The sequence below is a fragment of the Terriglobales bacterium genome (assembly GCA_035764005.1).
In the GTDB taxonomy this organism is placed as follows: domain Bacteria; phylum Acidobacteriota; class Terriglobia; order Terriglobales; family Acidobacteriaceae; genus Gp1-AA112.
The window spans coordinates 31399-54050 of sequence record DASTZZ010000068.1 but is presented as its reverse complement, the minus strand read 5'-3'; the positions used below and the strand labels follow the sequence as shown (position 1 = coordinate 54050).

25 protein-coding genes and 1 tRNA gene are annotated in these 22652 nt (G+C 56.6%); 13 read left to right on the top strand and 13 right to left on the bottom strand.

The window, feature by feature from the left end; genetic code table 11:
• The 5 genes from VFU50_10920 to VFU50_10900 all read right to left on the bottom strand — a co-directional run.
• A partial coding sequence (locus VFU50_10920; GenBank protein HEU5233365.1) for an alcohol dehydrogenase catalytic domain-containing protein occupies positions 1 to 585 on the bottom strand: 585 nt, incomplete at its 3' end.
• 29 nt (positions 586 to 614) lie between these two features.
• Positions 615 to 1181 carry a type 1 glutamine amidotransferase domain-containing protein gene (locus tag VFU50_10915; protein HEU5233364.1) on the bottom strand — a complete coding sequence of 189 codons (567 nt, stop codon included), beginning with the start codon at positions 1179 to 1181 and terminating at the stop codon, positions 615 to 617.
• Positions 1182 to 1340: 159 nt separating this feature from the next.
• Complete coding sequence (locus VFU50_10910; GenBank protein ID HEU5233363.1) at positions 1341 to 2867, bottom strand: glycosyltransferase family 39 protein; 1527 nt, start codon at positions 2865 to 2867, stop codon at positions 1341 to 1343.
• 289 nt (positions 2868 to 3156) lie between these two features.
• Complete coding sequence (locus VFU50_10905; protein ID HEU5233362.1) at positions 3157 to 3381, bottom strand: hypothetical protein; 225 nt, start codon at positions 3379 to 3381, stop codon at positions 3157 to 3159.
• Positions 3378 to 4058: a VOC family protein gene (locus VFU50_10900; protein ID HEU5233361.1), complete on the bottom strand. Its 681-nt coding sequence runs from the start codon at positions 4056 to 4058 to the stop codon at positions 3378 to 3380. The genes VFU50_10905 and VFU50_10900 overlap by 4 nt, the downstream gene beginning before the upstream one ends.
• 147 nt (positions 4059 to 4205) lie before the next feature.
• On the opposite strand from VFU50_10900, the gene VFU50_10895 reads away from it, so the two are divergent.
• Together VFU50_10895 and VFU50_10890 are read left to right on the top strand one after the other, a co-directional pair.
• Positions 4206 to 4514 carry a helix-hairpin-helix domain-containing protein gene (locus VFU50_10895; protein ID HEU5233360.1) on the top strand — a complete coding sequence of 103 codons (309 nt, stop codon included), beginning with the start codon at positions 4206 to 4208 and terminating at the stop codon, positions 4512 to 4514.
• Between the two features lie 34 nt (positions 4515 to 4548).
• Complete coding sequence (locus VFU50_10890) at positions 4549 to 5100, top strand: PadR family transcriptional regulator (GenBank protein HEU5233359.1); 552 nt, start codon at positions 4549 to 4551, stop codon at positions 5098 to 5100.
• Positions 5101 to 5155: 55 nt separating this feature from the next.
• On the opposite strand, the gene VFU50_10885 is transcribed toward VFU50_10890, so the two are convergent.
• Positions 5156 to 6142, bottom strand: a complete 987-nt coding sequence (locus tag VFU50_10885; protein ID HEU5233358.1) for a hypothetical protein — start codon at positions 6140 to 6142, stop codon at positions 5156 to 5158.
• A gap of 354 nt (positions 6143 to 6496) precedes the next feature.
• On the opposite strand from VFU50_10885, the gene VFU50_10880 reads away from it, so the two are divergent.
• Together VFU50_10880 and VFU50_10875 are read left to right on the top strand one after the other, a co-directional pair.
• Entirely contained in the window at positions 6497 to 6895 is a 399-nt protein-coding gene (locus VFU50_10880; protein ID HEU5233357.1) for a hypothetical protein, read from the top strand.
• Positions 6896 to 6969: 74 nt separating this feature from the next.
• Positions 6970 to 7122, top strand: coding sequence for a DUF3309 family protein (locus tag VFU50_10875; GenBank protein HEU5233356.1), 153 nt, complete (start codon positions 6970 to 6972; stop codon positions 7120 to 7122).
• Between the two features lie 162 nt (positions 7123 to 7284).
• Here the strand turns inward: VFU50_10875 and VFU50_10870 are convergent, their stop codons facing one another.
• Complete coding sequence (locus VFU50_10870) at positions 7285 to 9720, bottom strand: ABC transporter permease (protein ID HEU5233355.1); 2436 nt, start codon at positions 9718 to 9720, stop codon at positions 7285 to 7287.
• A 337-nt stretch (positions 9721 to 10057) separates the two neighbouring features.
• On the opposite strand from VFU50_10870, the gene VFU50_10865 reads away from it, so the two are divergent.
• Together VFU50_10865 and VFU50_10860 are read left to right on the top strand one after the other, a co-directional pair.
• Positions 10058 to 10429 carry a hypothetical protein gene (locus VFU50_10865; protein ID HEU5233354.1) on the top strand — a complete coding sequence of 124 codons (372 nt, stop codon included), beginning with the start codon at positions 10058 to 10060 and terminating at the stop codon, positions 10427 to 10429.
• A 190-nt stretch (positions 10430 to 10619) separates the two neighbouring features.
• Positions 10620 to 11450, top strand: coding sequence for an alpha/beta hydrolase (locus VFU50_10860; protein ID HEU5233353.1), 831 nt, complete (start codon positions 10620 to 10622; stop codon positions 11448 to 11450).
• Between the two features lie 163 nt (positions 11451 to 11613).
• Here the strand turns inward: VFU50_10860 and VFU50_10855 are convergent, their stop codons facing one another.
• The 4 genes from VFU50_10855 to VFU50_10840 form a co-directional block, all read right to left on the bottom strand.
• Positions 11614 to 12009 carry a response regulator gene (locus VFU50_10855; GenBank protein ID HEU5233352.1) on the bottom strand — a complete coding sequence of 132 codons (396 nt, stop codon included), beginning with the start codon at positions 12007 to 12009 and terminating at the stop codon, positions 11614 to 11616.
• Between the two features lie 132 nt (positions 12010 to 12141).
• On the bottom strand, positions 12142 to 12624 hold the full coding sequence (locus VFU50_10850; GenBank protein HEU5233351.1) for a hypothetical protein: 483 nt from the start codon (positions 12622 to 12624) through the stop codon (positions 12142 to 12144).
• The gene (locus VFU50_10845) at positions 12621 to 14459 is read right to left on the bottom strand and encodes a glycoside hydrolase family 15 protein (GenBank protein ID HEU5233350.1); all 1839 of its coding nucleotides are present in this window, start codon (positions 14457 to 14459) and stop codon (positions 12621 to 12623) included. The genes VFU50_10850 and VFU50_10845 overlap by 4 nt, the downstream gene beginning before the upstream one ends.
• Before the next feature lie 139 nt (positions 14460 to 14598).
• On the bottom strand, positions 14599 to 15174 hold the full coding sequence (locus VFU50_10840; protein HEU5233349.1) for a BON domain-containing protein: 576 nt from the start codon (positions 15172 to 15174) through the stop codon (positions 14599 to 14601).
• A gap of 334 nt (positions 15175 to 15508) precedes the next feature.
• On the opposite strand from VFU50_10840, the gene hfq reads away from it, so the two are divergent.
• The 6 genes from hfq (at position 15509) to VFU50_10810 (ending at position 20491) form a co-directional block, all read left to right on the top strand.
• Entirely contained in the window at positions 15509 to 15832 is a 324-nt protein-coding gene (gene hfq / locus VFU50_10835; GenBank protein HEU5233348.1) for an RNA chaperone Hfq, read from the top strand.
• A gap of 20 nt (positions 15833 to 15852) precedes the next feature.
• Entirely contained in the window at positions 15853 to 17310 is a 1458-nt protein-coding gene (gene hflX, locus VFU50_10830) for a GTPase HflX (protein ID HEU5233347.1), read from the top strand.
• A 769-nt stretch (positions 17311 to 18079) separates the two neighbouring features.
• Positions 18080 to 18577: a 50S ribosomal protein L21 gene (gene rplU, locus VFU50_10825; GenBank protein ID HEU5233346.1), complete on the top strand. Its 498-nt coding sequence runs from the start codon at positions 18080 to 18082 to the stop codon at positions 18575 to 18577.
• A 57-nt stretch (positions 18578 to 18634) separates the two neighbouring features.
• A complete protein-coding gene (gene rpmA / locus VFU50_10820) occupies positions 18635 to 18898 on the top strand; it encodes a 50S ribosomal protein L27 (protein ID HEU5233345.1) in 264 nt (87 codons plus the stop codon).
• Between the two features lie 181 nt (positions 18899 to 19079).
• Entirely contained in the window at positions 19080 to 20138 is a 1059-nt protein-coding gene (obgE, locus tag VFU50_10815; GenBank protein ID HEU5233344.1) for a GTPase ObgE, read from the top strand.
• Positions 20139 to 20218: 80 nt separating this feature from the next.
• Positions 20219 to 20491: a hypothetical protein gene (locus VFU50_10810; GenBank protein ID HEU5233343.1), complete on the top strand. Its 273-nt coding sequence runs from the start codon at positions 20219 to 20221 to the stop codon at positions 20489 to 20491.
• A gap of 161 nt (positions 20492 to 20652) precedes the next feature.
• Here VFU50_10810 and VFU50_10805 read toward each other — a convergent pair whose 3' ends face one another.
• Positions 20653 to 21135, bottom strand: coding sequence for a GNAT family N-acetyltransferase (locus tag VFU50_10805; protein ID HEU5233342.1), 483 nt, complete (start codon positions 21133 to 21135; stop codon positions 20653 to 20655).
• Between the two features lie 61 nt (positions 21136 to 21196).
• Positions 21197 to 21273: transfer RNA gene (locus VFU50_10800), tRNA-Pro, on the bottom strand.
• 112 nt (positions 21274 to 21385) lie between these two features.
• On the opposite strand from VFU50_10800, the gene hpnI reads away from it, so the two are divergent.
• Entirely contained in the window at positions 21386 to 22588 is a 1203-nt protein-coding gene (hpnI, locus tag VFU50_10795) for a bacteriohopanetetrol glucosamine biosynthesis glycosyltransferase HpnI (GenBank protein ID HEU5233341.1), read from the top strand.
• Positions 22589 to 22652 lie beyond the last annotated feature (64 nt).

The following is a 22652-nucleotide window of genomic DNA, read 5'->3' as shown; positions in this document are numbered from 1 at the left end:
AATCACGAACTGTCCGACGGGGCCGCATCCAAACACAGCCACGGTATTGCCGGAGCAGATCTCAGCTAACTCTGCAGCCATCCAGGCAGTGGGCACAATGTCAGAGATGAGGATTGCCTGATCGTCGGAGACTCCTTCCGGGATCTTTACGAGTCCGACGTTTGCAAACGGAACACGTGCGTACTCGGCTTGCAGTCCGTCGAATGGTCCCGTCGATTGCGGTCCACCGAAGAAGGCGGTTCCAGCGTCGGGTCCATTGGGATTGGCTTTATCGCACTGAGAGTAATAGCCCTGGCGGCAGTATGAGCAGTTGCCGCAAGCGATGGTCGAAGGAATCACGACGCGGTCTCCCGGCTTGAAGTTGCGAACGGCGCTGCCGACTTCCTCTACGATACCAACGCCTTCGTGTCCCAAAATGGTTCCAGGCTTCATGCCGGCCATGGTGCCGCGGACCATGTGAAGGTCGGTTCCGCAAATGGCACTCGCGGTGAGGCGGACGATCGCATCATTAGGTTTCTGAATTTCGGGCTCAGGGACGTTTTCGAGCCGGATATCGCCGACTCCACGGAATACCACTGCGTTCATGAGAGTCTCCTTTCTGCTTGGAAGATGGGTTAAGCGACTTTGCGGCTCTGCCTCGCGGCCTGGCCAAACAGCTTCAGCATTTCGCGATTAAATGCGGGTATGTCGTCGGGCTTGCGGCTGCTGACCCAATTGCGATCGACCAGCACCTCGATGTCCTTCCATTCGGCGCCGGCATTACGTAGATCGTCCTCAATCGTGTGATAACTCGTGATCCTGCGGCCGCGGACCAACCCACTGGAAACCAGCAACCATGGTCCATGACAAATCACAGCAATAGGTTTACCGGAACTGTCGATTGCTTTCGCGAACTGCTGCGCCTTCGGGACAACGCGGAGAGCGTCTGCATTGAGTGCTCCTCCTGGAAGGAGGAGAGCGTCAAATTGCGATGGATCAACCTGGTCTAGACTCTTGTCTGCTTTGTACTTCTTAGATTTGTCGTGATGCTGGAACGCCTGAATCTCGCCGCCTTTTGGCGAGATGACCGTGACCTGTGCTCCGGCTTCTTCCAGCGCTTCTTTGGGTTTTACGAACTCGGCTTCTTCTACTCCGTCGGTGAGCAACACTGCAACGCGAACACCCGCGAGATCCTCTGCCATTGTCTGAGCTCCTGTTATGAAAGGTCGGCGTTTCGCAGACCTTGTTCTTATTCGATTGGAGGATCAGACAGACTGCGAGGTTGACACCAAGATCAGGGATTCAGGGTGGCGGGATGGCCCCGGACAGCGATGTAATGTGAACACCGGTTGTACTTCGAATTATCCGAACCTCTGATGGTGCTTCCAGAACTCCGCCCAGGGCAGGCGAGGAGGCCCGCAGACGAAAATGTCGGGATGGTAGTGGCTCTCCTCGTTGTCCACTCCCTGTGAATTCGCGTTATGACCGGCAAGTCGGCACGAGCTGAAGTTCTTATCCACCCACTCTGCTGAGTTTCCAACCACTATCAGCGTCGATGGCGGGGGCACTGGGTAGCCCCGCAGCCATGCCGAGTTCGTCATAGAAATCGGAGCCGGCAAATGGTAAGCACGACCGAGGAGCTCGATCGCACCTTGCTCGCCATAGTTGCCGACCAGAATGCCAACACTCTCGCGCTGGTCCGGAGCCAGAGAATCGCGAATACCAGCAACAATCTTCACCAGCTCGTTCCAGCCGATCTCCTCTCGCAGATCTCCGTTGTTCTTCAGTGCGCGATCGCGCAGCGGACCCTTCGAAGTCCAGGGGATCAGGATGGTGCTCGCGTACGCTCCTCCCGCAACGAGGATGAGCAAGTACACGGCAACGGCGGATTTTAACCAGGTCCGGCCGGACCGACGGATCCAACCCTCCATCATGACCGCGCCCATCGCCAGCAGCATGGGATATATTGCGCCCGGGTAATAACCCCGACCCTTAGAGGCCCACAGTATCAGAACGGGAATTACCGCCATCCAGGCCAGTGTTCTAAAACGCTCACTGCGGAAAAATCCGATGAGACCCGCGATCCACAGCGGAATGGAGATCGGATTTGCATTGAGAAGTTGGGAGCTCCAATAATCTTCTGCGCGGCCTTCACCCACATCGCGCGTGTGGATGTGGTGCAGGAACTGCAACGAGATGAAGTGATGGCGTATCTGCCAGATGAAGTTGGGCAGGAAGATGAGAAGCGCGAGCCCGGCTCCAGCCCAGAACCAGCGAGTCCGCAGATAGCGGCGTGCGGGTGCTAGGAGTAATCCGACGAGCACGCCGGCCAGATAGAAGAACATCGTGTATTTCGTCTCGAGGCCAATACCAACCACCGCGCCGATTGCGAGACACCAGCGCGGATTCTCACTCTTGAGGAGGCGGACGACAAAGTAAGCCAGCAGTACCCACCACAGATAATCGAAAGAGGTGTACTGAAATTCCGTTCCTTCGAACAGCGCCAACGGAGCAACCGCGACAGCCAGCGCCGCCGTTGTTTGAGCCAAGCGTCCGCCGCCGAGTTCCCATGCCATCAGACCGGTAATGAAAATCGCTGTGCTCTGCGCTATTACGGAGAAGAGTCGCAATCCAACCAGGGAGAGTCCGAAGAGGTGAAGCCCGATTCGCTCAAGGAGTGGCGTTAGCGGAGGATAGGCAACGAAGCCCCAATCCAGATGAAGAGCATCGGAGAGCGTCTGAAGTTCGTCACGATGAAAGCCGTATCGCTGGTTGGTGAGCAGATGAACAGCTGCGATTCCTAGCGCAATGAGAGCCACCACAGCCGTGGCTCGCGGTGTATATGAGTCTGAAAGCGTGAGTTTGCGGGCTACGTTCGGAGTCGCCATTTGCATGTGCCGGCCCTTGGATGGTCGGAGCTGTCCAAGGTTACTCCAGAGCTACGACAAACGCCTCGCAGAAGTTCATAGGCGGCGAGCACGTTGGTTGCCGACATGGGCACGTTCCAACTCAGGATGAGTTCTCGTTGGGACATCGCCTACAGCTTGCACAGGGCGCCCGGAAAGTTTGCCTGAGATATTGCTTGTTTTGGTTGCGGAGCTGGCAACGGGTTTAGTGCAGGCTATGTCGTCAATGTGTCTTTCGTAATCTTCGGAGAACTGACAAGCGCCGATATTATCAGCGCATGGCGACCGCTACCCCCGCCCAATCCTCCGCAGGCTTCGCACGCAAACGGCGCTGGGAACGCAGCGGTATCGACGTACCAATTCGCCTCATCTTCTGGAACTCGCTCCATACCGCCAAGATCGTGGAAGCCCGCGGACGCGACATGAGCGAAGGCGGCATGGCGGTATTCGCCGGCGTCGAACTGCGCATCGGCGACATTATCGAAGTCGAGTTCACGCCCGCATACTCCGGCCAACCGATGCGAGTGAAGGCCGAAGTCCGCAACCGCCGCGGCTACTCGTATGGGATTGAATTTCTGGTCGACACCGATGAGGAGCAAAGTCAGGCCGCGCGTCTCCGCGAGCTGCTGATTTCAGCGAGCGGAAAAACGAAGCTTTAAGCACTTTGGCCTCTTTCGCGATTACCTCGTCGTAGACAATCTCGTACAAGACGATTTGGCTGCGATAGGCGTCCTTACCGTAATCGCGAATTCCAGCCCGTCGCCGTCGTACCGACGTTATTGCGGCTGCCCCCCCCATTTCCGCGAAGACGATTACATGACCGGCCGGATCTTTGAGACCGATCTCCTTGGCCCCATAAAACGTCGTGCGCACCGGCAGAACAACGTTTGCGTTCTTCGCCGCGGAGATGAAAGGTTCAAGCTTATCGACTTCCATGTAGAGGAACGTCCGTCCACCTTCTATATCTTTGGCGATTGCAGGTGCATCTTTCGCGGCGCTAGCGAAGCTCTGATACATAATTTCCAGGTTGTCTTTCTCTAAGATCACGAAGCTCAGGCGATCGCCATCGGGAACTTCGACGGTCTTTTGAAAACCGAAGCGGCTAGTCCAGAAGTCGATGCAAGGCTCGATCTTTTCTACATAAAGGACTGGTGTAATTTTTTTTACCTTCATCTTTGTCTCCTCTGATTTGTTCTGCGAAAAACGAAGTGGAGAAAGGCAGGCGATGGTAACAAACAGCCGAAATGGCTCATGCGAACTTGACTTCCTCTCTTCTTCATTAGTAGTCTTATTTAGACTAGTGAACGGTATAGGAGCTCTATGACTGCGTCAACTGGAATTTCATCCCATTCAACGGCGCGCAAACTGCAGGACCTGATTTCCGTCGGGCCTGCGATGCTCCGAGATTTCGAATTGCTGGGAATCCGCGATGTTCCCACTCTGGCACGACAGAATCCGTGTCATATGTACAAACGTTTGTGTGAGCTCACTGGACAGAAGCATGACATCTGCTGCCTGGACGTGTTCGAGGCAGCGGTGGCGCAGGCGCGCGACCCGCTGCTCCCGCCGGAGCAGTCGGTATGGCGGTACTGGAGCAGGAAACGAAAGGCACGGAGTGGCAAAGACTAGGAGCAAGCTTGCACTAACAACAGCAGACCTCGTTTTGCTAAGCCTCCTGTCCGAGCGTCCGATGCACGGCTACCAGGCGAATCTAGAACTCGAACGCCGTGAGGTTCGCGATTGGGCCGGCATCTCGCGTCCGCAGGTGTATTACTCCCTGGAGAAACTGGAGCGCCTCGGCTTCGTGCGTGCCGCTCGTGACAAAGAGCCTGCAGCCGGACCGGAGCGCAGCGTTCTCGCAGTCACTGCGGGCGGCCGATCCGTTCTCGCCGATGCCCTGGAACGCGAAGACTGGACCAGGCAGCGCGAGCGACCTCGCTTTCTCACCTGGATCGCTCTGTCATGGCTGGCGCGCCCTGGAGTGTTCGAAGCACAGATTCAGCGCCGAAGAGATTTTCTCAAGTCGGAACTGGCGCGAGAACAAGACGTGCTGCGTTCAGTCTTACGCGAAGTGGGCCATCCATACCACGAGGCGGTTTGGATGCTAAAGCTGACAATCAAGCAATTCAAGGCTGAGTTGGAGTGGCTAGACGATTTGCAGCGCGGACTACCCCATCGCAGGCAAGCGCGGAATCCGGACTACGTGCGCGAATGATTCAGGAAAATGAACGCAACTGGAGGAAAGCGCAGAAACACCGGATAAACCGACCTTATCGGGCCAGAACGTGCATGAGAGTGTTCCATGCGAGCAGATCGTTGAGGTTCTCAGTCCCATAACGAGACTTCATCTCATCGGCTGGGAACTCTGCGTGCTCGACGGAATCGCGAGTAATGCGGTAGACGTACACAATCTTCTTATTGAGTTCGGGACTGTCCACCTCGTCCGCACGCACGAATCCCACGGGCGAATATTGCGCGATGAAGGCGAAGGAATTCGTGCGATCGTTGCTAGCCGACTCGCTCAAGTCGGTCTCGAACCTTTCAGGGTCTGAAGCGCAGTTTTCCCCTGTGCAGCGATCGACTCCCATGATGTGCTGAAGCTGATCGATGAATTCGGAGCGATAGGAATCCGATTCAGGGGGATAGAGCTGCGTGTCCTTTGCTCCTACCGGATCGTAGAGCGACACCACAAGCGGATGGGTGGCAGCAAAGTGTGTCGTGCTGTGTTCATAGATGATTTTCCCGTTCTGAAATCCGGCCACATACCACCCTGAGAGAATCTGTTTAAAATCAAGTTTGCCGTCCAGCACCAGCGTGCACTCGGCGGAGGGATTCAGATGAAGTCCCACGTACAAGAATCCTCCGGCGCGATGCACAGCGACAGCCGAACCCTCACATGCGGCATCGGGCATCAAGCCTGACGAACCGTTCGAGCCAGGCAGGTCAGCCTGCATCCAGCGCTTCGGCTTGCGAACAAAGCGAAGCACATGTAGCGGCGCCGCGAGCACATCAGAGTTCTCCTGGCGCTCGTAATAAGCGATCACAAATTCATAAGACGTGTTCAAGACAGCGAAGCTGGTGATCTGAGAGTCAACTTTCGATGGTGATTGGGCGATATCTTCAGGAGAAAGACACGCTGCCTTTAGCGCATTGCCTAAGCTGGCGCTCTCATCGATAGTTGTACCGGTGCATGAGGAATCTTGCTGAGCAAAAGCGGCACACGTAAGCAGCAGCAGAAAACCAAATAAGGATCGCATACTCTGAAGACAACAAGCTCGCACGGAAGAACGGTAACAGCCGTTCTCTCTTGCAGAACATTATTCCGGCTGTTCGCGTTTAATCACTCGACTAACTCGCGCGAGTCCTTGCTTAGCGGCATCTGGGTGGCGTCGGTCGCGGAGACTCGATCACGATCCGGATGCCTTTGCCATATAATCCTGCGCATCGGCCTCATCGGCTTCCCTGGAGCTGGAAAAGATTCGGACCTTTTCTCCGCGCGCAAATTATACGAGTGACGAGCAAGGGACCGCTGTTATTGTTTCCGATTTCAACCATTGCTCACGCTCTTTAGTACTCATCGTCCTTGTTGCTGGTGAGATAAGAAGCGGCACTTGAGATTCCCAACCGTACTGACGGTTTTGATCATTCTTGCTACTCGCGCGTACGCCTTCGGCTTCGCTGCGCCTCGAATCTCCGATCTGGTGGGTGATTGGGCCGGAACGTCTTTGTGCCAGGTGAAGCCCTCTCCGTGTCACGATGAGCATGTGGTCTTCCGGTTCTCCCAGCCCCACCAAGACAAGATCACTGTTCAAGCCGACAAGATCGTCGACGGCAAACCAGTGACCATGGGTGTGAGCGAGTGGACGTATGACAAGTCCACAGGCACTCTCACTTGGCACATTCCGCGAGGTAACTGGAAGCTGATCGTGAGTGACAGCACGATGGATGGCATACTGATCGTTCCTGACAATGTAGTCTTCCGCAAAATCCACTTGAAGAAATCGAAGTAGAGCAGCCCAGCGCCATATCGCGCCAACCTTCACGCTGCCTTCCGAATCAGAGATGCTGGGAGGAATTGGTTCGCATGCTTCTGATTCTACTCATCATTCTGCTGATTCTCGCAGCGGGAACAGCGCCGGTATATCCGTACAGCCGCGGATGGGGATACTACCCGAGCGGAACGCTGAGTACGATTTTGTTCATAGTGTTGGTTCTGTACTTACTGCATTACGTCTAAGGCCGCTTACAGATGAGTGGTCCGTGAGTGAAAGCCTCCAACTTCAGTCCGGGGCGCAGGGCGTTAGCCCTGCAGGTTGATGGAGTAACAATTGCGCTTTAGCGCTGGCCCACGCGCAGAGCGCGTTTCTTAAGAGTTCAATCTCACGAAAACCGGCGACAACTACTCGTAACGTAACGCTACCATTGGGTCCACCCGGCTGGCCTTGCGCGCGGGCAGATAGCTGGCCAATAACGCAACGCAGGCCAGCAGTGCCGAGACCACAAAAAACGTCGGCACGTCGGTTGGATGTACCCCATACAGGATGCTCTGGATGAGCCGAGCGCAAACCAGTGCTCCGATCACGCCGATTGCCAACCCGATTCCCGTAAGCAGTAAACCGTGGGAAAGCACATCGCGAGCAATGGTAGTCTGCGTAGCACCCAAAGCCATGCGGATACCGATGTCTCTCGTGCGCTGCGCGACCGTATACGAGAGCACGCCGTAAATGCCTACGGCAGCAAGCAGCAGCGCGGTGGCGGCAAAGATGGCCAGCAGATAAGTATCAAAATGGGACTGCTCGAGCTGTGTCGACATCCTCTGCTGCATCGTGGTCACGTTGTAGATCGGCACTCCCGGCGCAGCTTTCGCTACAGCGGATCGAAGCTCGCCTACGGAAAGCGGAGCACCACCGGTGCGCACCACTACATCCATGGTGCGACCAACCCAATCCCATGCACCGGGAGGCATCTGCGCGATCGGCAGGTAGAACTCAGGCTGCACTTGCTGATCAAGTCCCCATGCGCGCGTGTCGCCGACTACACCAACGACTTCATGCCAGACCGGATCGAGTCGTCCCTTGGGACCAGGCTCGCAACAGGCGAAGCGCTTCCCTATCGGATTCTGCCCGCGCCACATCGTGCGCGCGAGCGTCTCGTTCACCAAAGTCACGAAGGTGCTTGCGCGCGTATCTGCCGGAGTAAATCCGCGGCCCATTTTCAGCGGCACGCGAACAGTGTTCAGATATCCCGGTGTGACTAGGCGCAGGCGGGCATCAACCAGATTCGATGGATCAAACGCCTGCCCTTCGGCGAGCAAGCCATTGCTGTTGCCGCCGGTCATCATTGGAGCGCGAGAGACAACCGAGGCAGCTTGCACTCCGGGCAATTGCTCTACATTGCGAAGCATGGCCTCAAATGTCTGTCTAGCGACGACCGGATCGCGATAAGTAGCTTCGGAAAGACCGACACGCCCGGCCATCAGATTTGCGGTATCGAATCCCGGCTGAACATTCGACAAAGCCAGCGCACTGCGGACCAGCAATCCCGCACCCGCGAGCAGCATCAGCGCCAGCGCGACTTCACCCACAACCAAGGCGTTGCGAACGCGATCGCGCGTGCTCTTGCCGATTGCGCTGGAAATGTTGAGTGCCTGCGTGAGGCGCACGGCGGCGGATCGCAACGCCGGGGTCAGGCCGAAGACAATGCTTGAGAACAGTGCGATCGCTGCCGCAAACAGCAGTGCGCGAAAGTCCAGGTGCGCATCGTCAATGCGGGGCACGCCTGCGGGCGCGCTGGCCACGAGCCATTTCACGCCGGCGGCGGCTACCCCAATTCCCAAAATTGCACTCAGGAGCGCCAACACCACGTTCTCAGCCAGGAGCTGCCGCACAATCCGGCTCGGACTCGCGCCCAGCGCCGCGCGCACTGCCATTTCCTTTTGTCGCGCTCTTGCGCGCGTCAGTTGCAGGTTGGCAATGTTCGCACACGCGATCAGCAGAACGAATCCGACGGCAGCTAGCACAGTGAACAGCGTCACGCGTTGATCGCCCAACAGTGCATCCGTTAGCGGAGTAAGACTGAAGCCGCGATCTTTGTCGTCGATGGGATAAAGCTGCGCCTGCCGTGCAGCCAGCACCTGCATTTCGGCGCGGGCCTGCGGCAGCGATACGCCATCCTTGAGTCGCGCGAAGAGGATCAGGTAATGATTGTCATGATCCTTGAGCTGCGCGGAGGTAAACGCCGCTGGTACCCAGATCTTTGATTTGCTCAGCAAAGGATCGAAGCTGTGCGGCATCACTGCCACAATCGTGGTCGGAGCGCCATTCACGTGGATGCTGCGACCCAGAATCGTCGAGTCGCCGTGGAAGCGCGTTCGCCAGAGGTCTTCGCTGATAATGGCGACGGAATTTTGCCCGGGAGCATCTTCTTTCCGACTGAAGTAGCGTCCCATCAGCGGCGCCACGCCGAATGTGTTGAAGTATTCCGCCGTGACCCTCTCGCCATCGATGCGCTCGGGAGTATCTTCAGTGGCAAGATTGAAGGCCGCCGAAGCCGACGCTGAAAGACTCGAGAACGAGCGGCTGATCTCGTGAAGGTCCGAGTAGTTGCCGACCGAAACCCCGCCACCTCCGTGTCCCTGCCACATTTCCTGAAGCAGCATCACTCGCTCCGGGTTCTGCATAGCGAGAGGCCGCAGCAGCACAGCATCGACGATGCTGAAAATCGCCGTCGTCGCGCCAATGCCAATCGCCAAAGTCAGGACGGCAACGATCGTGAAACCGGGACTCTTGCGCAGGATGCGCAAACCATAGCGAAAATCGTGGATCAGGGGGTGCATGAATTCCTCGAACCAGGATTTGAGTGCATTGCTGGTTCCACCAATTGGTTCCACCGGGTGCAATGCGGTCAAAGACTTACGAAAAGCTTATAGGCGAAAGGCGGAAGCGGAGCGTCGGATGCGAAAAGAGCTGTCCGAATCTGAACAGGTTGAACGTCGGAGAAAACCACTACGTCCACAGAGTCTATCGCTGTCCATATCGTCCCACCCGTCTCTCCCAAGTCATTGCTCCAGCAATCGTTTTATCCCACATGAGCATGCATCAGCAGGTTGGGTCGCGTTTTTACGTTCAGACGCGTCTACATAAGTAGGAAAGATTTATAGGAGCGAATCCTTTATGAAAACGAATCTGATACTTCTGCTCTCGTTTATGCTGTCGGCTCCGCTTGTCTCACTCGCGGCAACCAAGAACAGCAAGAACATCGAGATCCAATCGGCGACGCTCGTCGCTAATCAACAGTTAAAACCCGGAACTTACAAGGTGGAGTGGACCGGAAATGGACCAAACGTGCAAGTTGCGTTTATCCAAAACAACAAGGAAGTGGTTACGGCGCCGGCGAAATTGTCACATGAGAGATTGGCGTCCAGCGTCGCCCAAAATGGACCTGCTCTCGAAACCCACGAGAATGCAAACAACGCTAGTGTTCTCGACGAAATAGACTTCAAGAACGTCGCACTGAACTTTCAGGGCACTTCAACTGGAGCGTAAGCGATTTCGAAATTCGAAAGTCTTTCATGCGACCGAGACCGATTCGGTTGAGCGAGCCCCCACTCATCCCCACTTTTTGATGGGTGGGGACGCTTTGAGATCGCCATTTTTCAGTACGAGCAGGGGCATTTGGAGTCATAATGCGCCCGACAACTCAGGGCCAGCGCCGCCGATTGTAAGGAGAATATCCATGCCCAAGGTTTCGGCCCGCAACATCACATTCAACTATGAGGAGCAAGGATCCGGCGAACCTCTGATCCTCATTCCTCACCTCGCAGCCGATCACGCCTGTTATGCGTTTCAGGTTCAGAATTACGCTGCGCATTTCACCTGCATCTCCATTGACCTAAGAGGCACTGGGGAATCCGACGATCCTGCCGGCGAGTATTCGACTGAGACGCTCGCAGACGACATAGCAGGGTTCATGCAGGCCATCGGCTTACAGAGAGCACACGTGACTGGCCTATCTATGGGAGGGGCGGTGGGGCTGTGGCTGGCAGCAAAATACCCGGCGAAAGTGCTGTCGCTCTCGGTGCACAGCTGCTGGCCCAAAACGGATCTTTTCCTGAAGACCGTACTTGAGAGCTGGCAGACCACGGCGAAGGCACTCGCCAGCGTATCTGAAACGCTCATCCAGGCGATCTTTCCGTGGTGCTTCACTCCTGAACTCTATGCCGCCAGGCCGGAGTACATTGAATCGCTCGCCGATTTTGCGCGATCGCGGCCTGCCCAGCCGGTGGAATCATTCCACAAGCAATCGAACGCGGTGATTACGCACGATGTCGAGGCACAGCTTTCGCAGATCACCGCGCCGACACAAATAACGTTCGGACGGTACGACACGGTCACCTCGATTCGGTTTGCCGATCAAATGACGAAAGCGATTCGCAATTCCGAGATTGTGATTTTCGAAGAGTGCTCACACGCACCGTTTTACGAAAAAGTCGAGGAGTTCAACGAAACGACATTGCAGTTTCTGCGGCGCCAAGCCGGAAGGACATCAGCGGCGGGAGCCGCGTAGAAACAGTGTCGAACCAGTGCACTTCTATCTCGCGACTCGCCGACCAATATGCCCGCAACCTGCCGTGTTTACGGGTTCGCCGCTATGGCAATTGGCAGCAACTAAGGAACGAGAGTCGCAGGCTGCTAATGGGCATTGCGTCAGAATGGACGCGTTGCGCTTCTCACCAGCTTGCGACAGCCTGCATGCTCTTGACTTCGCGGCGCTGGCCAATTGCTGCTTTCAGTTTGTCTAGCAGAACCTCGGGACCTTCACCCTTTACGATGTAGCTGTGAATCGCATTGCTGCGTTCCAGCAATTCTTCTCCGGTAACCAGGATCACCGGCGGACCCGGACGAATGGTTTTGATGGTTTGCGCCACGCTCAAGCCGGTGGTACCAGGCAGATAGTAGTCAAGAAGGATTGCGTCGTAATGAGAAGTAATCACCATGGCGAGCGCTTGCTCAGCGGTGTAGGCAAGGTCACAATCGAAGCCGCTGATGCCAAGCACCTTCTGGCGCATGAGGTTGAGCATCTTGTTGTCATCAATACTGAGAACTCGGGGACGTTGATGGCTCATTTCTCGAACATCCTCTCATATCGGAATGGCATCCTGTGACTCTAAACTTGCCCTACTTAATCCCTCTTAGTCCTTCGAGCTGAGTTGAGGCAAAGCTCCATCCTCATTGCTGTCTTCCCGATTCGGAAATGATCAGTGATAAAAGACGCCCAGAATCGCCCCAAAGATCGCATGCGTGACGAACACAGCGATGGGAGTGCTCACGCCATAGTTGAGCCCCATGAATCCGGGAGGCTCGAGCATCCGCGCAGAAGTTGGGCCGTGTGTTTCGCTGGCCATGCGGGGATGGATGCCGGGCAGCGCCTGCCAGCCGATCACGCAGATGAACAAGGCATGGCAGAGCCCAATCAGAGTTCCTCGATACCAGTTCGGGCCGCCCAGCATGTTCATGGCGATCACATAAAAGAAGGAGAAAGCCCAACCCATCAGGATGTGCAGTCCAATGCCCAGAGCACGCGCCCGATCGCGGTCGGGAGTGAAACCTGCGCCCAAAATGAGTGGCAGGTTTAGCCGGGTGAGGCCGAGTCCCTGGGCAATGCTCTCGGTCACCACCAGGGCAAGAGTGGCGACAAAGCCCCAGAATATCCAGTCTCCCCAATGAATCTGCATAATCATGCCGCATTCTTTGATTTGGATTCGCGCGCCTGCCGTTCGGCGATCGTCAGCGCGGTGTTAATCAGCCCGATATGGGTGAAACCTTGCGGGAAATTTCCCAGAATGTCGCCAGTCGCCGGATCGATCTCTTCTCCGTACAATCCCAGATCGTTGGCGTACTGAAGCACGCAACGAAACTCCTCCTCCGCTTCTTCCAGCGTGCCGCCGCCCAAGGCAAGAAACTCTGCCGCCCAGAAGCAGCAAATTCCGAACGCTCCTTCGCCTGGGCTTAGATCGTCGCGGTAGCGATAGAGCAATCCAGGACCGGCGCTGAGCTTCTCGCGAATTCTCGCGTAAGTGGTTTGCAGCCGTGGCGAATCTGCCGACGCGAATTCGTGTTTGGGAAAGAGCAGTAGGCTGGCATCCACTTCCCTGCCGTCATAGATGGCTGTGTAGGTCTGCAGCTCCTCATTCCAGCCTCGTGATTCGATCTCTTGCCGCATCTGGTCCCGAGTCTGCTTCACCTCGTCATATTCCAGATCTTTGAGCAAGCCGGTCTCATGCAGACGCAGCAGCTTGTTCATCGCCACCCAGCACATCAGCTTGGAGTGGGTATGATGCATATCAGGAGTGCGCGGCTCCCAGATTCCCTTATCGGGAAGCATCCAGTGCTTGCGTACGTATTTTCCCAGCCCGCGGAGCACTCTGGCACTGGCTCGGTCGATGCATTTGCTGCTCTCATCGAGCTGCGAAGTCGCCGAAATGACCTCGCCGTAGACATCGAGCTGCAGTTGGTCGCGCGCGCCATTGCCTACGCGCACCGGGCGCGACTCGCGATAACCCTGCCAGTAATCCAGTTCGCGCTCTTGCTGGGCTCGAAGTCCGTAGACGCTGTACATGACGGCAAGACGGGGCTGGGTCAGATGCGTGGAATGCAGCAGCCATTCGATGAAGGCCTCAGCCTCGTCCTTATAACCGAGGCCAAGGAATGCGGTTGCGGTCATGGAGGCGTCGCGCATCCAGCAGTATCGGTAATCCCAATTGAGATTGCCGCCCAAACGCTCCGGCAGAGAAGCGGTTGGCGCAGCGACAATCGCTCCCGATGGCGCAAAGTTGAGCAGCTTCAGCGCCAGCGCACTGCGGACGACGTATTCCCGAAATGGTCCTTCATAGGCGCAGCGATCGGACCAGCGCTTCCACCAGCCGATGGTCTGCTGCAGCGAGGCGTCGGACCACTGGCCTAACGGCGAGAGCACCGCAGGTCCGTGCTCCATGAAGACCATCGAGCAGTACTTGCGCTCGCCCGCCTTGAGTGTGTCGTTACACACGGCATAGTGGTCATCGAAGTGCCAATCTAGATCGCTGCGAAACCAAACCGCTCCTCCGCGAAACTCAACGCGAATTCCCAGGCTGCGGCTATGAGTCCATCTGCAAGAGCACTTTCCATATTTCGGAGCTGGAGCATAGATGCCGTCGAGCTTGACCTCTCCTTCTACGCACTCGATAACCCGGAGAACCTCGCGGTCGGCGATCATGTGCTGTCGCTCATATGACGTGTCATATACGGGCATGCAGTCGAGCAGGCGCAGCGTTCCGGTCCTGGTCTGAAACTCGGTTTCCAGAACGTTGGTGCCCGGAAGATATCGTCGCGTCGAGCTGTACTCGCCCGCAGGCGCAATGCGCCAAAAGCCGCCTTTTTCCGTATCGAGAATTGCCGCGAACAGTGAAGGACTGTCGAACCAGGGCCAGCAGAGCCAGTCGAGGGATCCGTGACGGGAAATCAGAGCTGCGGAACGGCAGTCGCCGATGATGCCGTAATCGTCGATTCGAGGTGCAACATCTCTGCCGTAGCGCATTCCGTTGCGGTGTGTCGATAGACCGACCTACTTAGGTGATGCAAAAGGCGACAGCTCCTGTTGGCTTACGCCAGAGTTGCTGTCGCCTGCTTGTGCGTCCGCGTTAACCGTGCGGACCCGTATTTTCATTTAGTTCTGCTTACCGCTCTTTTTGATTCGTGACCTGCAGGTCGTCGGTAACCGAGAAGACGCCCGGCACTTGATTCGCAGCCAGCTTCGCCTGAGTGTCGTCAGCCTGATTGTCGACAAAGCCCTTCAGCGTCACATGGCCATTGTCCACGATGATGTGGATCGATCCGACCGCCCCCATGAAGTAACGGTACAAACTGCTTTGGCGCGAGATTGCGCGCGCAACTTCCATGCGAATGCGATCGTCGTTGGGAGAAGGCGGCAACACCTTGATCTCATTATTTACCTTGTTCACACCTTCTACCTTCTTGACCACGTTCTCCGCGTCGCTCTTCAAGGTGGGCCGGGTCACCGAGCCGAGCAGCGTAACCGTGTCGCCGTTCACCGTGAACTCCAGATCGTCAAAGATAGAGTAGTACGGGAGCATCACCAGCTCATGACGAACCTCTTTCGCGATACGATCCTGATCAGCATTCGGACCGGGGCGCATGGCCATCTGCGCCTGCGCGTTGCCTGCATTGCCGTTCGACTGCGCCTGAGCGAATGACAATCCACCAAGCAGCAGGAAAGTTAAAACCAATCTCATAATCTTGCCTCCAGCAAAAATCTTTTTTCACCACTTTTATCCGCCTATATAGATGCTTTACTGGCGTGCACCGATGCGTGGTCAACGCGTCGTTTCACGGCGCAACTTCGCTGGAATGGCGGTGTTGCCGCGGAAACAGAACCGCTATGGTAATACGTGGTCCAACCCGCATCTGAACGGCTGCACTTCATGATGCACGTCGCAGCATGGCAATGGAACAGCAACCGCCACCGCCATCCTGTGTGTTTCCCATTTGCCAAGACCTCCGGTCGGGTTCTATCTTGGAGGGGCTGTTGCAGGCCCAATCTGGTTCTGGATCAAGGAGAGATCGGCAATGGAAACGAAGCCGGCGCAGAATATTCAGGACACTTTCCTAAATACTGCTCGTAAGGACAAGTCTCCAATCACCATCTATTTAATGAGTGGAGTGAAACTGAGCGGCCGCATTCGCTCATTCGACAAATACTCCGTCGTCCTGGAGACCAACAGTCAGGAGCAGCTCATCTTTAAGCACGCGATCTCAACTGTGGTGATCGCCCGCGGACCGCATCACATGGACCGCCCTGCAGGCGAGCATCGTCCGCCCGCTTCCGAGCGGCAGCCTGGTGCGGCACCTCACACCGAAGCTGGTCCAGGCACCGCCGCCTCGGAAGGCTGAGCTTCGGTTAGAAGTTCATCGTGGCCAGAAGTCCGTCTTTTGCGAATCGCGATGAAGCTGCAGGCGCTAACGGCGCCGAGCGCGCTTTTCTCGTCGGCATTGACCTGCGCGCGAAGCGCAGCTCTGGTCCGCCGCCGCAGGCAAAGCTCGCGCGACAAGCGTCCGAAGTTGCTCGCGGCGATGATGGCGCCGAGCCTACCAACGGCGACCGTAAGCCGCGAACTGCTCCCGAGGCATTCACCACAGAAGAGTCGATGGCGGAGTTTCGCGAACTCGCCACCAGCGCTGGAGCCGAAGTCGTTGGCGAAGTCGTGCAGCGGCGCGACAAACTCGATCCGGCAACTCTCATCGGACGCGGCAAGCTCGAAGAAATTCAGGGCGCAGTAGCCGGATCGCAAGCCGACGTCGTGCTCTTCGACCACGATCTTTCTCCTTCGCAGCAGCGCAACATCGAACGCGAGCTGGACGCGCGCGTCATCGACCGCACGCAGCTGATCCTCGACATCTTCGCTCGCCACGCGCGCACGCGTGAAGGCCAGCTTCAGGTGGAGTTGGCGCAACTCGAATATCTGCTGCCGCGCCTCGCCGGACGCGGCGTGGAAATGTCTCAACTCGGCGGCGGCATCGGCACACGCGGGCCCGGTGAAACGCAGCTCGAAACCGATCGCCGCAAAATCTACCGCCGCATGCGCCACGTGCAGCAGCAGCTTGAGAACGTTCGCCGCATTCGCGCACAGCAGCGGCAGCGCCGCGAATCCGTTCCGGTGGAAACGGTTGCGCTGGTCGGCTATACCAATGCGGGAAAATCGACGCTCTTCAACGCACTGACCAAGGCCGGGGTGCTGGCCTCTTCGCGCATGTTCGCGACGCTCGATCCCACGCTGCGCTCGATCACTCTGCCATCGAAACGCAAAGTCCTGCTCTCTGACACGGTAGGGTTCATCCGCAATCTACCGCACACGCTCGTGACTTCGTTTCGTGCCACTCTCGAGGAAGTGCAGCGCGCGTCACTGGTTCTGCACGTTTCCGACGCAACCAGCCCCAATGCCGCCGAACAGCAGGAACAAGTCGAGAAAGTACTTGCAGAACTAGAGGCGCAAGAAAAACCAACCATTCAGGTGCTGAACAAGATTGACCTGCTATCCAGCAAAGAGCGCGAGTCGCTTTCCGCCGGCGAGAACATCGTTCAGGTCTCCGCGATGAAAGGCGACGGCTTGGAAAATCTGCTGGAACGAATCGATGCAATCCTGACCGCCGATCCGTTAGGCAAAATGACAGTGAGCATTCCTCAAAGCGAAGGCAAGCTGCTGGCAACGATCGAAGCCCGAGGCAAAATCCTGAATCGGGAATTTAGACGCGACCGCGTGGACCTGACGGTCGAAGGGCCGGAATCACTGCTGCGCAATCTCGAACGGTTTCGCGTTGGGATAGCAAATCAATTCACCACGGAGCCACGGAGGACACGGAGAAAGGCTTAGTAGAGCTGTTTCAAGTTTCAGGTTTCAAAGTTTCGGCAAAGCCAGTCCTCCACACAGATGGCTGTACTGGCTTGGCCGAAACCTGAAACTCGAAACCGGAAACTTTTTTGAGCTGTTTCAAGTTTCAGGTTTCAAGTTTCGGCAAAGCCAGTCCTTGTCACTATGGCTCGAGCTGGCTTTGCCGAAACCCGACACGGGAAACTCGGAAACGCTTTTTTGTATTTCTCTGTGCCTCTGTGTCTCCGTGGTGAATCAGTCTGTTGTGCCGGAAATTAAATAGGCCCCCGACTAGGATGCGGTGACATTCCAAGCCGAGAGCCCATTCGATCCTGAATCGGATCGGAGGTGATACTTCAAGTGTCCGCCCATCCCAAGGACGTGTCAAGGATAGTCGAGAGCTGCGCGCGGACTATTTTTACTTAGATTCGAGTTGCGAAATCCTCAGCCTGCATGGCACGGACGCGTCCGTAAAAAGGCGTTTCAAGTTTCACGTTTCAAGGTTTTCGGCAAAGCCAGTTCTCACCTGAATCGCCGCGCTTGGCTTTGCCGAAACCCGAAACTCGAAACCCGAAACGCGTTTCTGTCTTTTTGGCCGAATGCTGGCTGCCGAATGCCGAGTGCCGCTCTCCCTGTTTGACCCATTTCCTCGTAGCACGTTAAACTAGTTGGGTTTGTCTGTCCTAGTTGTCCTCGTCTGAGGACCCGTAGCCCTCTTCTGAGCGGCTGGTAGGAATCAGCAAGCAACTTTTCTCGACAGAAGGAACAGCCTATGTACGCGGTTATCCGCGCCGGGGGAAAGCAGTTTCGCGTCGCACCCGGAGACGTGATCAGGGTCGACCAGAAGGCGGCAGAGAACGGCAACATCGAGTTTACTGACGTGCTGGCAGTTTCCGGAGAGCCGGGCGCGCTCGTGCGTCCGCAGAGTGGCGCGCGCGTCGTGGGCAGCGTTGTGGAAGAAGGACGCGGCGACAAGATCCTCGTCTTCCACTTCAAACGCAAGAAGCAATACAAGAAGCTGCAAGGACATCGCCAGCCCTTTACCGCCGTCCGCATCACTGAGATCGCCTTTGACGGCCAGAAGTTCACCGCTCCCGATCAGCCGGCAAAGCCCAAAAAGGAAAAGAAAGAAATGGCCAGCAAGCAGACCGAGCAGAAAGCAGAAAAGAAGGGTCGCACCGGAGCCGAAGGGAAAGCGTCAAAGAGCAGCAAAGGTCGTACCGATAAGGGCACTGCAAGGGCGGCGAAGAAACCGGCAAAGAAGAAGTAACAGAACCACCTGCGGTAGCGGGTGGCGCAGTTTAGTGAGTTCCAAGAGAAATTACATATGGCACACAAAAAAGGACTAGGCAGTTCCAAAAACGGCCGCGACTCAAATGCACAGCGGCTCGGAGTAAAAGCATTTGGCGGCCAGCTCGTAACTGGCGGATCGATCATCGTCCGCCAACGCGGCACGCGTCTCAAACCCGGCAAGAACGTAGGCCGCGGCAAAGACGACACGCTCTTTGCAAAGGTGGATGGAGTAATCCGCTTCGTAGATCGCGGCAACATGGGCCGCTTCGTGCATGTTGAACCAGCTGTTAGCTCCTAGCTGCTGGCTCCTAGCTTTGCATGGGCGTTGTTCGCCGTATGTAATGCAAGAGGATCGTGGAAGGCGAATTAAGACTTGAAAAGCCCCGCATCGCGGGGCTTTTTGCTGGAATCAGAAGTAATGGTGTCTGGAACCGAGTTGCGAGGCTTAGAAGCTTAGCGGCTCAGCAGCTCAGAAGCTGATGTTTATTGATGAAGCCAAAATTCGCGTAAAGGCCGGAGACGGCGGCAACGGCTGCATGGCCTTTCGCCGGGAGAAGTTCGTCCCGCGCGGCGGACCATCCGGCGGCGACGGCGGGCGCGGTGGCGACGTCCTCATGGAATCGAGCGAGCGCCACAATACGCTCGTGCATTTCCGCTTCAATCCCGAATACAACGCCGAGCGCGGACGGCACGGTGAAGGCTCGAACCGCACTGGAGCCGAAGGGCAGGATGTGGTCCTCAAAGTTCCCGTGGGCACCATCCTCTACGACGCCGAGACCGGCGAGCGCATCCACGATTTTTCTCATGCCGATGAACGCATCGTCATCGCCAAAGGCGGACGCGGCGGGCGCGGCAACCAGCACTTTGCGACGCCCACGCACCAAGCGCCGCGCGAACACGAGCTTGGGCGTCCGGGAGAAGAACGCAGCTATCGCTTGGAGCTAAAGCTCCTCGCGGATGTCGGTCTGGTCGGCTATCCCAATGCGGGAAAGTCAACTTTGATCTCGCGCATTTCGGCGGCTCGTCCCAAAATCGCCGATTATCCATTTACCACTTTGGAACCGAACTTGGGGGTCGTGACCACCGGCGAGGCGCCCGACGAGTACAGTTACGTTGTGGCCGATATTCCCGGGCTGATTGAAGGAGCCAGTGCCGGACACGGACTCGGTACCCAGTTTCTGCGGCACATCGAGCGCACGCGGCTGTTGCTGCACGTCATCGATGTTTCCGACGCGAGCGGACGTCCCGATCCCACACAGGATTTCAAAGTCATCATGAACGAACTCGAAACCTGGGGCACGGGTCTGGAGCAGAAGCCGATGATCGTCGTGGCTTCAAAGATCGATGTAGCGAACGCGGAGAAACTAGCCAAACTGAAGCGCTTCGCCTCGCGTCGCAAGCTGCCTTTTATGGCGATCTCGGCTGTGACCGGAGAAGGCATCGAAAAGCTCAAGTACACTGTGGCTGAGCGGGTGCGCGAGATTCGTGCCAATGCGCCCGAAACGCCGGCAGACGACACGCAGTCACTTCCCGCATAGGCGTGCAGGTATTACGCTGGTAACTTGTTGCGGCAAATAATCCGGCAAACGCCGGGCGGGCAGGGGCATCCTATGATGGGATGTCGAAGATACACGCGAGAAGGCTCGAAATCGTTCAGCCCGCAGGTCCTGAGACGGTGGTAGAGGAAGACGATATTCAAATGAATCTAAGCATCCGTCGCCCATTAATGATCCTGATGTGGACCAGTTTGGGAATCGGCATCGTAGCCGGCGCCCTATATCTCGGCAACGAACTGCGCAAAAAACGCCTCGCCAACCGCACTCCTTACGACAGCTACAGCCATGCCGGGGAAGAGATGTTCAACGGGACGGAATACGGAGTGGGGATTTGAACAGCAGCTCCTAGCTGCTGAGCTTCTAAGCTGCTAAGCTAAGAGCCCGAAGGGCGACATTCCCCTAGCCCACGCGCGTCAAGCCGTGGGTCGAACAAAAAAGGCAATGGACCCCGGGCAATGGACCCCGTAGGACGGCATCGGTTTCATTTCGGGAATGTCTACACACGCATTGCCGCCAACTCCCGCAAGCTCTCCCCGCTGATCCGCACATCCAGCCACTCGCGCATGACCTTCGCTCCGAGCCTCTCGTAAAAATCGATCGCGGGCTGATTCCAATCGAGCACCTGCCAGCGCATTCCATAGCAGTTCTCGCGCACCCCGGTCTGCGCCAGATGAACGAGTAGCGCCTTCCCAATTCCCTTCCCGCGCAGCTCCGGTTTGACGAAAAGATCTTCGAGATACAAACCCGCCTTCCCCAACCAGGTCGAGTAATGAAAGAAGTAGAAGGCAAACCCCGCAGGCTCTCCATCCCACTCCGCGATCACGCAATAGAATCTCGGATTCTCAGAGAACCCATCGCGAACAATGTCAGCCTCCCTCGCAACGACCGCATCAGGCGCACGCTCGTATTCGGCGAGACCGCGAATGAGTTCGAGAATCAAAGCTGCATCATCGCGAGTGCCAGGACGAATGTTCAGCATGGATTGAGAATATGTCGGTCTGGGCGGATCCGTAAAAAAGGGGTTGGCCGAGCAGAATGATTGGTCGGGACGGGCAGATTTGAACTGCCGACCCCTCGCACCCCAAGCGAGTGCTCTACCAGGCTGAGCCACGTCCCGACGTGAGAAGGAAGGAATCCCGTGCAGAGGGATTGGGGTAGCTCCATGATACTACAGCCCTTCCTGTACTCCAGCCGATTCAGTCCCGTAGAATCGAGCTTTCATCCAAATCATGCTCGCACGCGCTCTGCTGGCCATTGCCATTTTCGGAACGGTGACCTCGACGGCGTATCTGCTTCTGGTTATCGCAGGCGTTTTGCGCTTTGCCAAGCGCCGGCGCGAGTTGGTCCAAGCTCCGGCTTACACCCCGCCGGTCAGTGTGCTCAAGCCTGTACACGGCAACGAGCCGAACCTGCGTGAGAACCTTGAGACCTTCTTTCGCCAGGATTATCCCGATTTTGAACTGATCTTCTGTGCGCGTCGCGACGACGATCCAGCGCTGCAAATTGCGGGCCAGCTCTCGGAGAAATATCCGGCGGTGAAGGTCCGCTTCATGACCAGCGGCGAACCTCCGTGGACCAACGCCAAGCTCTATTCATTGGAGAAGATGTGGAAGCAGGCAGCGCACGATCTGCTCGTGATCAGCGACAGCGATGTGCGCGTCGCGCCGGACTATCTGCGCGAGATCATCAAGCCATTTGCGAATTCCAAAGTAGGAATGACGACCTGCATCTTCCGCGGCTTACCGGCTGGTGGATTCTGGACCGATCTCGAAGCACTGGGTTATTCGGTGGAAATGACGTCCGGCGTAGTCGTGGCCGACATGCTTGAAGGGATGAAATTCGCTCTCGGCCCCACGATGGTGGTACGCCGCCAGTGCGTGGAAGCGCTGAATGGTTTCGGCTTCATGGACGATTATTGCGCCGACGACTACATCCTGGGCAACCGCGTTGCCGAATCGGGAATGGAGGTCGTCCTCTCCCACCACAGCATCGACCATATGGTCTTCCATCATTCTTTCCTGTCGTCCATGCGCCACCAGGTACGCTGGATGCGGAGCACGCGATTTTCACGACCGAAAGGCCATCTCGGGACAGTGCTGACGTATGCGATGCCGTTCGGTATTCTCGGATTTCTCGCAGGTCTGGTGAGCGGACACACCAAAGTGGGAATCAGCCTGCTCGCCGCTGCATTCCTGAATCGCGTCATCCAGTCAGTTCTAGCCGGTTACGTCGTCGCCGGAGATCACAAAGCGCTAACTGGCGCTTGGCTGTATCCGGTACGGGACCTGCTCGGAGCTTTTCTCTGGGTCGGCAGCTATGTCAGCGCGAAAATCGATTGGCGGGGTGAGGAATATAAGCTGACTACAGGCGGAAAGATGCTACGCGATCACATACCAAAAGTGAACAACAAGGTTACGATTGAAGCATCGTGACGTGATTTGAGAATTATCAACTTCGCCGACCGCGGTCCTACAGGCTGAACCAATGTTCGCGGCC